A 13424-nucleotide genomic window follows, 5' to 3' on the forward strand; every position below is an offset into this window, starting at 1 on the left:
TACCCAGAAACCCGTGCGGCTGTCGGTTCGTTTTGCTGAATATCGTTTGCCAGAACCAATTGGCCTGACCAAATGAAGGATCTTCAGCTTTACCTTTATCGCGACCCATTGATTGGCAAGAAGAAAAAAGGCCGCTGCAACTGGCCAGAAATGAGCGCGCAAACACTGCAATTCAGGCAGGATACCGGCATTTTGTGTGGGTGCCTCTGGAAAGAGCGCCGGTTCCTTTCTATCATTATATTCCGATTATCTGATCCCGAGGGGCAGTTTTGTATTTTGAAATAATTACGGTCGTGCTGTTGACGATCCTCAATGGTGTTCTTGCCATGTCGGAACTTGCAGTGGTTTCCTCCCGCCCTGCACGATTGAGAGTAATGGCCGACAAGGGCAGCCGCGGCGCCCGCATGGCTTTAGAGCTCGCCGATAATCCCGGTCGTTTCCTGTCCACTGTCCAGATCGGGATTACGCTGGTCGGAATTCTTTCGGGTGCATTTTCTGGTGCTACACTCGGAGCGCGCCTGACCGGCTGGCTTCTCAGCCAGGGCTTTTCACCAGGTCTTGCAGATGCGCTCGGCGTCGGTTCTGTTGTCGTGGTCATCACCTATCTGTCGCTGATCGTCGGTGAACTCGTCCCGAAGCAGATCGCGCTGCGTGCGCCGGAAGCGGTTGCAAGCCGTGTTGCCCCCGCGATGACGCTATTGTCCAAACTGGCTGCGCCTTTGGTTTGGCTTCTGGATACTTCGGGTAGTCTTGTGCTGAAGCTGCTCGGTCAGTCGGGGAAGGTAAACGATGGTGTGACCGATGAAGAGATCAAATCTGTGCTCGCCGAAGCGCATAGTGCAGGTGTGATCGAGACCGGGGAGTCCCGCATGATTGCAGGCGTGATGCGCCTGGCCGACCGGACTGCACGTGGGCTGATGACGCCACGCATGGATGTTGAAATGGTCGATATAGACGACAGTTTCGACGAAATCCGCGAACAGTTACAAAATACAAGCCGCTCGCGGCTTCCCGTACGCGGCGAGGATTCCGACGAGGTGATCGGGGTCGTGCAAGTGCGCGACTTCTTCAATCAGCTCTCTTCCAAGGGCAGCGTCAATCTGCGCGAGATCGTGAGGGATGTTCCGGTCGTGTCGGATTTTTCCGATGCGCTTGACGTGGTGGAAGCCATTCGCGGCACACCGACGCATATGGTGCTTGTCTATGACGAGTACGGCCATTTTGAAGGTGTGATTACTGCAGGCGATGTGATCGAAGCTATTATCGGCGCGATGCAGGAGGAAGACCACGTCGAGGAAAAGGCAATTGTGCGCCGTGCAGATGGTTCCTATCTCGTTTCGGGCTGGATGCCGATTGACGAGTTCTCCGAGTTTCTGCGGTTCCCGATAGACGACGATGCGGAATACAATACTGTTGCCGGGCTGGCGCTTGAGGAAATGAAGCATTTGCCCGATGTGGGCGAAACATTCGTCAAGCACGGATGGGTGTTTGAAATTGTCGACCTTGACGGGCGTCGGATCGACAAGCTGCTGCTGACAGCGGAAGAGCAGCCGACAGAGTAGTTTGCGGGTGGAGCGCCTTAACTATTGTTGAGGGCGTGCCGCAATCGGCATGTCGATGGTATGCCTTCTTCACCAAAGTAATCGTCTTGATTGAACTGCCGTACCATTGGCATTTTAGATTGCATGCATGTTATACTTGCCAATTGGGGACAGGTTTGCTGTCATTCCTTTTTGATCAGGACAGGAGGGGCGTCCTGATCAAAAAGCTGAACGTGCTCTGGTCAGTGGTGGCGTTTAAATGGGGTCGAGAATTGAATATTGGCTTCAACTGATCAGGTCGGCATATGGCAGGCAAGACAGTCCAATAGCCGACAAGATACTCGCAGACCAGCTTAGGGAGATTTGCGACGGCGCGCGCTTTTCGATGCCAGTCAGCACGATTCTGTCCATGCTCATTTTGCTGGTTCAGATTGCTGCCGGGCATTTTTGGATACCCATTATCTGGTTCGCACTGGTCAACATCATCAACGCGCTGCGTTTTATCGATGCCATAGCCTATTATAGAAGTCCGGCCACACCGGTTGAGAATGTCGCTGTTCTACAACGTCACCTCGCCCGGTTTCAAATGCTTAGCGCGATGGCCGGTTTCGTATGGTCCGGTCTCGCCATTCTTTCCCAAGGTTTCTCTGATCCGCAATCGTCAGTCTATATGGTCATTCTGGCTGGCATCTGCGCGGGCGCTGTAACCTATGGCTCGTCCTATGCGGCAGTCGCAATCAATTTCATAACACCGCCGCTCGTCGTGACGGTGGTGTGTCTGGTTCTGCAAGCGGACCTACAACATGGCGTTATCGCTGTTGCCGTCGTTCTGTTCTGGTTCGGACTTATGCGTGGCGCACTGTTGGGACAGAACCGGTTCATTGAGACAAGCAGGCTGAAGCATGAGGCCAAGCAGTTGGCTGACGAAATGGCGCTCAAGTCGCAAGAAGATCCGCTGACGGGACTCTTCAACCGACGCGGCCTTGAAAACTCCGTTCAACTCTATCCTTTGAACGACGGCCCGTTCATCGTCATGCTGATCGATCTCGATGGCTTCAAGTCTGTCAACGATACCTATGGCCATAAGGCGGGCGACGACCTTCTTGTCGCCATCGCACGGCGTATCCGCCAGGTCTCGCCGGAGCGCTCGGTTCTGGCACGCATTGGTGGCGATGAATTCGTGCTCGTTTATCCCGAGCCTTCGGCCAAGATTGAGGCAGGACTGATGGCGGCACGGATTATCGGCAGTCTGACTGCCCATTACGAGGGTATTTTGTCGGTGGAGATCGGCGCCTGTGTCGGCATCTGCCGGTTGGAACGCCTTGATCCGGTCGAGATGTTGCTGCGTGCCGATTTCGCGCTTTATGCGGCCAAGAAGCATGGTCGCAACGAGTATTACTTTTTCGAGAAGCGTCTTCAGCAGGATTGGGAACGCAGGCAAAGCATCGAGCGGGACCTGCGCATCGCAATCGAGACCGGGCAGCTACAAACCTATTTCCAGCCGGTCGTGCAGTTGTCAAGTGGACGCACGGTTGGATTTGAAGCCTTGCTGCGCTGGGATCATCCGCAGCTCGGCACTATTTCTCCACCGGAAATCATCGATGTCGCCTGCGAAGTGGGGGTGGTGCGCCAGCTTACGAGCAATGTGCTCTTCAACTGTTGTGAGATGATTGACAAGCTTACCGAAAGTGGGCGCAGCGATTTGACGATCGCCATGAACCTGTCGCCGCGGGAGCTGGCTGGCGGGCGTATTCTGCATGAGATATTGTCCCAGATGGAAAGGCGCGATCTGACGATGTCCATGCTCGAGATCGAGATTACGGAGGAGACTCCCCTCGATCAGCGCGGGATGAACCACAGTTTGGATGCACTGTCGAATGCAGGCGTTTCTATTGCGCTGGACGATTTCGGCACCGGTTTCGCAACCTTTGCTTACTTGAAGAAAGGCCTCATCTCCAAGATCAAGATCGACAAGTTTTTTGTGCATGGTATTGCCGAATCCGAGAGCGACCAACACATCGTGAGGGCTATGGTCGAGCTTGGCGAGGCTCTTGGCATCAAGGTGACTGCTGAGGGAGTCGAAACGGAGGAAGACCGCGATACCCTGTGTAAACTTGGCTGCAACAGCGGGCAGGGCTTCCTCTTTGCGCCCGCTCTGCCGATGAGTTTGGCTCTGGATGCTCTTGCGCGCTCAAGTGCCAGCTCACGGCTCGATCAGGCTGTCCGGTAGGCCGGTTATCCAAAGCTTGGTTGCAAACCGGATGCAGTGTTATGGTCGCCTTTATGAACGCTTGGCGGAGGGTGATCAGCGGAGGAATTGCAATGTCCGATAAGAAACCTGATGGTCCGGTACTGTTGTCGGGCGGCAATCCCCAGATCGCAAAAGGCGAGGGGGACGCGCCGGTTCAAGCCTATATCGCCGCGATGCCGGGATGGAAAAGTGAGGCTGGTCGCCGCCTCGACGCTCTTGTCGTCCGCACCGTTCCCGATGTGCAAAAGGCAGTCAAATGGAACTCGCCTTTATACGGTTTGAAAGGAGAGGGGTGGTTTCTCAGCTATCATTGTTTCGATAAATATATAAAGGTTGCGTTCTTTCGCGGCGCAAAATTGAAGCCGATGCCGCCAGTCGAATCCAAGAGCCAGGATACACGCTACTTCCACATTTATGAGCGAGACGATGTGGATGAAGCGCAACTGGTGGACTGGATCAGGCAGGCTAGTCTGCTGCCGGGCGAAAAAATGTAGGTTAGGGGAGTGACTTGATGGCAGATGACAACGAAGCTTCAAAGCTTATTGATGGGCGGATTGTCGAGCTCGGTGACTGGAGGGGCGAGACACTTGCTAGAATGCGAGCGCTTATAAAAAAGGCCGATCCCGAGGTGATCGAGGAATGGAAATGGCGCGGCGTTCCGGTTTGGTCACACGACGGTATTATCTGCACTGGAGAGACTTATAAGAAGGTCGTCAAGCTGACTTTTGCCAATGGTGCTGCGCTGGACGATCCGTCCTGCATCTTCAATTCCAGCCTTGAAGGCAATACGCGTCGCGCGCTCGATATAAGCGAGGGGGAAGAGATCAATGAGGATGCCTTCATCGCACTCGTTCATGCTGCCATAGCGCATAATGCGGCCAAGCGGGCGCAGCGAAAAGCCAAACGCAACTGATGATCCATCACGAAATCCGCCGAAACCGGCGGATTTGAGCGTGCTTCGTGTTTACCGGTTACGCGATCTGCCGCTTTAATAATTGCGGACGCAAGAAACCGGTATGCGAGAAAGTATATTGTTTATTGGTTTAGTGTGTTCATTTGATGCAGTATTATTTTAGAAAAAACTAAATAACGTAATAATTATTTCTGTTTATTAATTCATAATACTGCTTCATTATCGTTCCCATCGGAAAACTAGCCATCGTTAAGACGATGATCTTTTTGCTGCGGCGGTAAAGAAGGGTATTTGGATGTGTATAGCCTGTAATCCCGGCATGGTAGCCTATCTTCGGTCTACGGCCTCACGGCGTGATTTTCTCAAATATCTCGGCGCTGCTGCCGCGACGTCGGCTTTTGCCTGTTCTGCGCCGGGAGTGTCATTTGCGCAGCAGGCTGCGGCACCCGCAAATGACATCATCTTCAAGGGCGGGACGATCCTGACCATGAACGATAAGGCGCCGCGTGCCGAAGCGATAGCGATCCGCGGCAACAGGATATTGGCCGTCGGCAAGCTGGATGAAGTGCAGTCGGCCACTGGTTCCGGTGCACAGGTGGTTGACCTTCAGGGGCGCACCCTCATGCCTGGCCTGATCGATCCTCATATGCATTTCGTGTTCACGGCTTTCGAGGACTGGATCGATGTCAGCCCGATCACGACGCCGGACTATGCCACAGTCTGGTCGAAGCTGCGCAAAGGCGTCGCAGATGCCAAGCCGGGCGAATGGGTGCGGGCGCAACAGTTTGATGCCAGCATCACCCGCGATGCGAAAATTCCGACGATTGCTGAACTGGATGCGCTTGCGCCCAACAATCCGTTCTTCATGCAGGAAAGCAATGGTCATAACGCCTATGCCAACAGTGCGGCCTTCAAGGCCGCCGGCATCACCCGCGAGACACCTGACCCGTCCGGCGCGCGCTTTGTGCGGGATGCCGACGGGAATCTGACTGGACGTCTGGAAGAGATGGCGGCCCAACAGGAGTTCCTTGGCATCATGCCATCTCCGTCGGCGGCGGATATGATCGGGCGCGTCCAGCGCTTTCTGGATCACGCGAGTTCTGTGGGCTGCACCATGCTGCATGATTGCGGCATTGGCATCATGGCCGGCGCACAGGATCTCAAAATCCTTGACGCGGTTCTGGGCGAGGGTAAGGCCCCGGTGCGCTATCGTGGTATGCTCGTGTCTACGATCATGGACGAATGGGAAAAGGAAGGGATCAAGCCCGGCCGCGGTAATGATCTTTTCCGCGTCGATGGCATCAAGGCCTGGGCCGATGGGTCCAATCAGGCGCAGACCGGCTATATGCGCGAAAACTATCTGGGCACCGATGAGCGCGGCGCTCTGAATTACAGCCTCGAGCAGGTCACCGACGTCATCCGCCGGGCGCATGATGGAGGCTGGCAGGTTGGCGTTCACGCCAATGGCGATGCGGCTATCGACATGGTTCTGGATGCCTACGAGGCCGTTCTTGGAAAATCCTCGAACAGCGAGCTTCGCCATCGCGTCGAGCATTGCAGCGTTTTCCATCCGGAACAGATGGTGCGCATGAAGGAAGTGGGTGTTTCGCCGTCTTTCCTGATTGGTCATGTGCGCTGGTGGGGCAAGGCATTCCGTGACCGCCTTCTCGGGCCTGAGCGTGCCCGCTTCTACGATCCGTGTGCGTCGGCCCTTGCGGCAGGTCTCAAGATTTCGCTCCATTCCGACTGGAACGTAACGCCGATCGAGCCGCTGCGTTATGTCGAGGATGCGGTCACTCGCGTGATGAACGAAGGCGGTGATGTGTTTTTCCCCGAAGAGCGCATTCCGGTGGATGCAGCGCTGCGTGCGGTCACCATCGATGCGGCCTGGCAGTGCCATATGGAAGACCAGATCGGTTCGCTGGAAGCCGGAAAATTTGCAGACTTTGCTATTTTGGAAGAAGACCCGACTGCGCCAGATGTGAAGATCGGCAAGATCAAGGTCAGCGAAACCTGGATGGATGGCGCCAAGCGGTATGCGGCCTGAGGAATGCGGCGCGGCGGCAGGCTTTGCCCTGCCGCCGTGTCATCAATTTAGACTGATCGGGTCAGGCCGCCATCCACGCGCAGGTTCTGGCCAGTGATGTAGGCGGCGCCTTCCGATGCGAGGAAGGAGATTGTCGCGGCGATTTCCTCGCTCTTGCCATAGCGCTGCAATGGAACGCTCGCCCGGCGCTCTTCCGTTTTAGGCAGACTGTCGATCCAGCCCGGGAGAACATTGTTCATGCGAATGTTGTCGGCTGCATAGGTGTCGGCGAAGATCTTGGTGAAAGAAGCAAGCCCCGCACGGAACACGGCCGAAGTTGGGAACATGGCGCTCGGCTCGAATGCCCATGCGGTCGAGATATTGATGATGACGCCAGATTTCTGCTTCTGCATCGTCGGCACGACCATGCGGGCAGGGCGAACCGCATTGAGGAAATAGGTATCCATCCCCTTGTGCCAGTCTTCGTCGGTGATTTCGAGAATCGGCGCACGTGGACCATGGCCGGCGCTGTTCACCAACACGTCGATACGGCCCCATTTTTCCAGAACAAGGTCAACGACACGCTTCAGATCGTCATTTGACTGGTTCGACCCGGTGACGCCGAGGCCGCCGAGTTCGTGCGCCAGCGCTTCGCCCTTGCCGGAGGAGGAGAGGATTGCAACCTTTAAACCGTCCTGCGCGAGCCTGCGTGCGGCGGCTGCGCCCATGCCGCTTCCGCCAGCTGTTATAATCGCTACTTTTTCTACTGTCATAATGTAATTCTTTTCCGCTATGTTGTGCGACATCGCAACAATGACTGAACATTCTCTGGCGTTATAGCGGAGAAGTGCCATCGTGACGAACGAAAATGCCTAGCTGTAACCAATAGAAAATCTATCGGATTTTGATTCATGAGAAGACTTCCCTCGCTTAATGGTCTGCGTGTGTTCGAAGTCGTCACGCGGCATCTGAATTTCCGGCTGGCAGCGGAAGAGCTCGGTGTGACACAAGCTGCGGTAGCCCAGCAGATACGCGGCCTTGAAGCAGAGCTTGGACTGAAACTGTTCGAGCGCCAACCCCGTACACTGGTCATGACCGAACCGGCGCGTGCATATATTGCCAATGTGCGACGGGCTTTTGAGCTGCTTTCGGAAGCAACCGAAATGCTGCGGCCTGAACCGCAACACCTGACGATCAGCGTGACGCCGACCTTTGCATCGAAATGGCTGATCCCGCGATTGGCGGAGTTCACGTGCGCGCAGCCCGATATAGAATTGCGCATAGTAGCCAGCGACAAAGTCGCCAATTTTCAGACCGACGCCGTCGATCTGGCGGTTCGCTATGGCGAGCCGCCTTTCGGTCCGGGGCTGAATGCCGAGCTGCTTTTCGAGCATGTGATTGTCGCAATCACAAGCCCTGTGCTGGTCGAAAAGCTCGGCGATCCGGGGTTGCCAGACAATCTGGAGCGCTATCCGCTGCTGCACGATGCACATAATTTCTGGCCGCAATATCTGGAAAAAACTTTTCCGTGCGGTGTGTCTACCTCGCCGAAAAACATCCGCTTCAACCAGACGTCACTTGCCATCGACGCGGCGATTGCCGGGCAGGGACTGGCGTTGGCAAGCCGCATCTTCGTGGAAAAGGAAGTTGCGGCGGGCAGCCTCGTCCAGCCGCTTGCCACTGAATTGCGGGTGGGAGCGGACTTCTACGCGGTTTCACTTCGCAAGCCGCGTCATTCAGAATCTGTTTCGGCGGTAAAGGACTGGCTAAAAAGCGCATCCCGAAAAGTGTGAAGCGGTTTTCGGGCAAGATGCGCGTAGATACAAACAAAGCGCATCCCGAAAAGTGTGAAGCGGTTTTCGGACAAGATGCGCGTAGATACAGACAAAGCGCATCCCGAAAAGTGTGAAGCGCCTACACAGGGAAATCAGTCCACTGGACTGATTTCTGATCCTGCTTCGATCAGACAAGATGCGCGTAAATAGGAGCGCATCAGGTTGATGGCTCGGGCACTTCCAGCGGAGTTCTCTTGTTGCGGGTCGGTATGGTGATACTGACGAGACAGATGACAACCAGTAGAACACCAAACCAGCCGAGGGCGGCGAGGCGTTCACCGACAATCACCACTGCGAAAAACGCGGCTACAACCGGCTCGAAGAGCGTGATCGTCGTCGCTACGCTGGTTTCAACGCGGCTCAACCCGTAGCCGAAGCAAACATAGCCGATAAACATAGGCACGAAGGCCATGTATAAGCCGACAGCCGCATTGTTCCATGAGGCGAGAAACGGTTCGCCGGTCGCAATCAAAACTGGCATCAGCATAAGCCCGCCTAGGCCGAAGGTCGCGCCCATGGCGGTTGTCGACGATATGCTGCGTTGCATCAACTGGCGCGCGCATGACGAATAAAGCGCATATGTAAAGCCTGCAATCAGCCCAACCAGAGAGCCTGCGACAGTAGAACTCCCGGTGGATGCAGTATGAATGCCGCCATGTCCCGACATGCTGAGCAGGACCATCCCGACAATTCCGACCGTGGCACCTGTCAACCAGCGCAGCGAAGCGCGAAAGCCGCTTTGCCGATACTCGATTGCTGCCGAAAGAAGCGGGGCGGAACCGAGTGAAATGACTGTTCCGATGGTCACGCCGGCCATCCGCATGGAGGCATAGAAGGCGAGGGGATAAATCGCCACGCAGACTGCGCCCAGAATGAGAACCCGCCACTGATCGGCGAGCGCCGTTCGTGAGGCGATCAGCCCGCGCCAGGCGATTGCAGCCTGTGCCAGTCCACCAAGGCCCATTGCCGCGGCGCCGATCGCTGCCGCGCTGACCTCTGGCGCGAAAGTTGCTACGGTGCCGGTCGTGCCCCAGATGGTGGAGGCCACAATGATGGCAGCGACACCCAGAAGATAGTTCTTCGATGATTGCATTTTATGACGACTTCAGAATTGTCGCGACCATCGCCTTGGCTTCGCCAAGACGCGCACTATTGCCTTCAAGGCCCGCCCGCATGATTGCTCCTTCGAGAATGAAGGAGAGCTGCACGGCGAGCAGGCGGACCCGTGGCGGATCATCGGGTATCAAGCCGGTGAGATGTGTCACAAGCAGGGCCTCGACTTCCTCCTTGTGTTTTCTTACTGCCTCGCGACCCGGATCGCCAGCGGGCAGTTCGGCTGCCGCATTCAGCAGGCCACAGCCGCGAAACCCGTGTTCGTAGGCAAATTCGGCATGATCGCGATAGGCATCGAATACGGCAAATATCCCGTCCATCGGGTTTGCGGCTTTTTCCATTCGCTTGTCATAGAGGCCCAACCATTCGGCATGACGATGCTCCAGATAGGTTGCCACCAGCTCTGCTTTGGATGCGAAATTATTGTAGAGGCTCTGCTTCGCCACGCCTGCGCGATGGATGATTGCGTCAATTCCGGTCGCCGAAATGCCTGCATCGTAAAACAGTTCCGCCGCCGCTTGCAGAAGCCGCTCGCGTGCCGGTTTGGAACTGAGTGTCGCGGAATCGTTCATTATATCTGGTCCAGCTATTAGGTAGACCAGTCTACCTAATAGCTGGACCGTGTCAATCGGGAGAGAAAGCGGTCTGGAAGCCTTAGTGGATGAGAAGTTCTGAGCCGGTTTTGGTTTTAACCCCTTGTCCCTTGGGAGAGATTCACGTATCCGCTTTAATAGGCAGATGGAACGGGAGGTCGTCCGGTGCCGCAGAGAATTTCCCCCCTTGCGCCTTTCCAATACAAAACATTTCGGGCGCTCTGGTCAGCTACATTGGTTTCCAACCTCGGCGGTCTGGTGCAGACGGTCGGTGCGGGCTGGATGATGGCGACCATCGCCCGTTCGGACGACATGGTTGCTCTGGTGCAGGCTTCGACAACCCTACCGGTGATGATCTTTTCAGTTGCCGCAGGTGCCTTGGCCGACAATTTCGACCGCCGCCGCATCATGCTCACCGCGCAGGTATTGCTGCTGATTATTTCGGTCGCGCTGGCGGCTTTTGCCTATCTCGGCATTCTCACACCGTGGATGCTGCTCAGCTTCACATTCCTGATCGGCTGTGGCGGTGCCTTGCACAATCCCTCATGGCAGGCCTCGATGGGTGACATCGTACCCCGCACCGATCTGCCTGCAGCGGTGGCGCTCAACAGCATGAGCTTCAATCTCATGCGCAGCATCGGTCCGGCCATCGGCGGTATCATCGTTGCGACGGCGGGTGCTGCTTTTGCCTTCATTTTCAATGCGTTCAGCTATTGCGCGCTCATTCTCGCGCTGTGGCAGTGGAAGCCGGAAATCGTCAAATCCACGCTGCCGCGCGAAACGCTGGGACCGGCCATGATGGCAGGGCTGCGTTATGTTGCCATGTCGCCGAACCTGCTTAAGGTAATGTTCCGTGGCTTTCTGTTCGGTCTGTCCGCCATTGTCATTCTGGCGCTTTTGCCGCTCGTCGCGCGCGATCTCGTCCAGGGCACGGCGCTTACCTACGGCATCATGCTGGGCTTTTTCGGGCTTGGCGCTATTGGCGGGGCCCTGCTCAGCGCCCGGCTTCGTGAACTTCTTGGCAATGAGTGGCTGGTGCGCGGCGCTTTCATGGCCTTTGCGATCAGTTGCGCCTTGCTGTCGATTAGCCGGAATATGTGGTTGAGCTGCATTTTCCTGCTGCCTGCCGGTGTTTCGTGGGTTTTGGCGCTGTCGCTTTTCAACGTCACTGTGCAGCTTTCCACGCCGCGTTGGGTGGTGGGGCGTGCTCTGGCGCTCTATCAGACGGCGACCTTTGGCGGCATGGCGGCGGGCAGTTGGCTCTGGGGGGCGGTCGCTGATGAATACGGCGTGCCGGGCGCGCTTCTGGTGGCGGCTGTGGTACTCATGTTCGGGGCGCTGATCGGTCTCCTTCTCCCGCAGCCTGAATTTGAATCCCTCAACCTTGATCCGCTCAATCGCTTCAGCGAACCGCAGCTTCGGCTGGATCTTCGTTCGCGCAGCGGTCCGATCATGATTATGGTCGACTACAAAATTGCGCAGGAAGACGTTCCGGCCTTCCTTTCCGCCATGGCATTGCGTCGCCGTATGCGCATCCGCGACGGTGCGCGGCAATGGGTGCTGCTGCGTGATCTGGAAAACCCTGAGACCTGGACCGAAAGCTATCATGTTCCGACCTGGGTTGAATACGTTCGGCATAATCAGCGTCGTACCCAGGCTGATGCGGAAGTGTCCGAAAGGCTGCTTGCCTTGCACAAGGGCGACAAGCCGCCGCTCGTCCATCGCATGATCGAAAGACAGACTGTTCCGGTGCATGACGACATGCCGCTCAAGGCACATCTGGACCTGTCGTGATTGCCAATTTCAAATCAAGGCAAAATTGGAATTTGGGCCTTTCTGATACGCAAACGACGTTTTCCGTGTGAAAGCCTGCGTATTTCGTAGCGGAACTTGTGGTAAGCGACAGGCAAAAACAAGGCGAAATAAAGGCTAGAAGCCCAAACGCTCCCGCAAGGGCTTTCGATAGGAACGTGAGACCGGCCATGACTGATCGATGCCACGCATCCTGACCAGCCATTTGTCGATCGTGCTTCTGTCTATGTCAGCGACCCGCAGAACGTTTATGAATGTGGTGCGGTGAATGCGGAAAAAGACGCTGGCCGGAAGAATGCCTGCCCATATGCCAAGCGGTCGGGAATCGAGAACCTTGGAGCCGTCGCTAAGCCAGACTTCGCTATAATTGCCTGCCGAGCGGACTCCGATGATTTCGTCCGGGCAAATCCCGCGCATCACCCCGCGTTTGCTGACATAGATTATTGATGTCGCGTCGGTCTCTCGGTCCGAAACTGCCCCATCATCGGGCATCGCATATTTTGCCTGTGCAATCAGGTGCGCGCACTGGAACATGGCTTTGATTTCCGCGCGTGACCAGCGTCTGGTTTCCAGGGTCGTATCAAAACCTATAATACCGCGTAACTTGTCCTGATGAAAAACCGGTATGCTGAGAATGCTCTGATTTCCCTGCCGTAGAAATTCCGTCTGAATGGGACGTGCGGTGCGGGGCAGACCTCTGACATCGTGGACGGCAACAGCCTGCCCCTCGGTCAGATAACGGTGCAACCATGCAATCAGCGTTGTGGGAGCTTCCTGAAGCTCGGATACATACGCCGCTGTGTCGCCGCTGCACCATTCGTGAGTGTTGCGAAACCGCAGAAGATCGGGCGCATATTCGATCATCCAAGCGCGGTCGGCTCGCGATGCATTGCCGACGAAGGCAAGAAATTCTGAAATGGCATTTTCGATGGGTTTCCGCAGCAGGTGTAGCGCGCAAACATAGGGCCAGTCGAGTGCCGGTGCTTCCGCACACTCCTTCTCGGAATAAGTCCGGTAGGCTCCAACAGCGCTGTCCAAGCCGCCTCCAAAATGTTGCGTGATCGAAATCGGCCTTCCTGTAATAGCAGAACAGAATATTGAATATAATTGCCCGCTACTTGCAATAGAAATCGCGTCGTTCGCGCAATTACCGCCGCGAGTGTTTTTCTTGTTCATTCAGGGAAATGATGGGAATAGAGGCGGAAAATGCGGGAAGTTTAGCCAAAAGCCCCAGAAAGCCTCGGTATGTGTGGTGATAGCATAATCATACCGAGGCTGCGCATTTGCCTGATTCCGCCGAAGCGGTGCGCCTGATCAGATTAGTGATCATTACGACAGAA

The 13424-nt window shown here is 55.8% G+C and carries 11 protein-coding genes; 7 read left to right on the forward strand and 4 right to left on the reverse strand.

Going from position 1 to position 13424, the window contains the following annotated elements:
* Nucleotides 1–269: 269 nt before the first annotated feature.
* The 5 genes from FJQ48_RS05055 to FJQ48_RS05075 all read left to right on the forward strand — a co-directional run bounded on the left by FJQ48_RS05055 (nucleotide 270) and on the right by FJQ48_RS05075 (nucleotide 6752).
* Nucleotides 270–1562 carry a hemolysin family protein gene (locus tag FJQ48_RS05055; RefSeq protein ID WP_139974117.1) on the forward strand — a complete coding sequence of 431 codons (1293 nt, stop codon included), beginning with the start codon at nucleotides 270–272 and terminating at the stop codon, nucleotides 1560–1562.
* Between the two features lie 238 nt (nucleotides 1563–1800).
* Nucleotides 1801–3771, forward strand: coding sequence for an EAL domain-containing protein (locus tag FJQ48_RS05060; RefSeq protein ID WP_139974118.1), 1971 nt, complete (start codon nucleotides 1801–1803; stop codon nucleotides 3769–3771).
* Nucleotides 3772–3863: 92 nt separating this feature from the next.
* On the forward strand, nucleotides 3864–4286 hold the full coding sequence (locus FJQ48_RS05065; protein WP_139974119.1) for a DUF1801 domain-containing protein: 423 nt from the start codon (nucleotides 3864–3866) through the stop codon (nucleotides 4284–4286).
* Nucleotides 4287–4303: 17 nt separating this feature from the next.
* Nucleotides 4304–4705, forward strand: a complete 402-nt coding sequence (locus tag FJQ48_RS05070; RefSeq protein WP_139974120.1) for a DUF1801 domain-containing protein — start codon at nucleotides 4304–4306, stop codon at nucleotides 4703–4705.
* A gap of 295 nt (nucleotides 4706–5000) precedes the next feature.
* Nucleotides 5001–6752: an amidohydrolase gene (locus FJQ48_RS05075; protein WP_139974121.1), complete on the forward strand. Its 1752-nt coding sequence runs from the start codon at nucleotides 5001–5003 to the stop codon at nucleotides 6750–6752.
* Nucleotides 6753–6799: 47 nt separating this feature from the next.
* On the opposite strand, the gene FJQ48_RS05080 is transcribed toward FJQ48_RS05075, so the two are convergent.
* Nucleotides 6800–7504 (reverse strand): SDR family oxidoreductase, encoded by a 705-nt coding sequence (locus tag FJQ48_RS05080; protein ID WP_139974122.1) that lies wholly within the window; start codon nucleotides 7502–7504, stop codon nucleotides 6800–6802.
* A 138-nt stretch (nucleotides 7505–7642) separates the two neighbouring features.
* On the opposite strand from FJQ48_RS05080, the gene FJQ48_RS05085 reads away from it, so the two are divergent.
* The gene (locus tag FJQ48_RS05085) at nucleotides 7643–8524 is read left to right on the forward strand and encodes a LysR substrate-binding domain-containing protein (RefSeq protein ID WP_139974123.1); all 882 of its coding nucleotides are present in this window, start codon (nucleotides 7643–7645) and stop codon (nucleotides 8522–8524) included.
* Between the two features lie 199 nt (nucleotides 8525–8723).
* On the opposite strand, the gene FJQ48_RS05090 is transcribed toward FJQ48_RS05085, so the two are convergent.
* Both FJQ48_RS05090 and FJQ48_RS05095 read right to left on the reverse strand, forming a co-directional pair.
* Nucleotides 8724–9659: an EamA family transporter gene (locus tag FJQ48_RS05090; RefSeq protein WP_139974124.1), complete on the reverse strand. Its 936-nt coding sequence runs from the start codon at nucleotides 9657–9659 to the stop codon at nucleotides 8724–8726.
* A 1-nt stretch (nucleotide 9660) separates the two neighbouring features.
* Nucleotides 9661–10251, reverse strand: a complete 591-nt coding sequence (locus FJQ48_RS05095) for a TetR/AcrR family transcriptional regulator (RefSeq protein WP_139974125.1) — start codon at nucleotides 10249–10251, stop codon at nucleotides 9661–9663.
* Between the two features lie 186 nt (nucleotides 10252–10437).
* Here FJQ48_RS05095 and FJQ48_RS05100 point away from each other — a divergent pair, with 186 nt between their 5' ends.
* Entirely contained in the window at nucleotides 10438–12066 is a 1629-nt protein-coding gene (locus FJQ48_RS05100; protein WP_139974126.1) for an MFS transporter, read from the forward strand.
* A 135-nt stretch (nucleotides 12067–12201) separates the two neighbouring features.
* On the opposite strand, the gene FJQ48_RS05105 is transcribed toward FJQ48_RS05100, so the two are convergent.
* Nucleotides 12202–13122 (reverse strand): LytTR family transcriptional regulator DNA-binding domain-containing protein, encoded by a 921-nt coding sequence (locus tag FJQ48_RS05105; RefSeq protein WP_139974127.1) that lies wholly within the window; start codon nucleotides 13120–13122, stop codon nucleotides 12202–12204.
* Nucleotides 13123–13424 lie beyond the last annotated feature (302 nt).

The sequence above is a fragment of the Ochrobactrum sp. CGA5 genome (assembly GCF_006345815.1).
Lineage (GTDB): Bacteria > Pseudomonadota > Alphaproteobacteria > Rhizobiales > Rhizobiaceae > Brucella.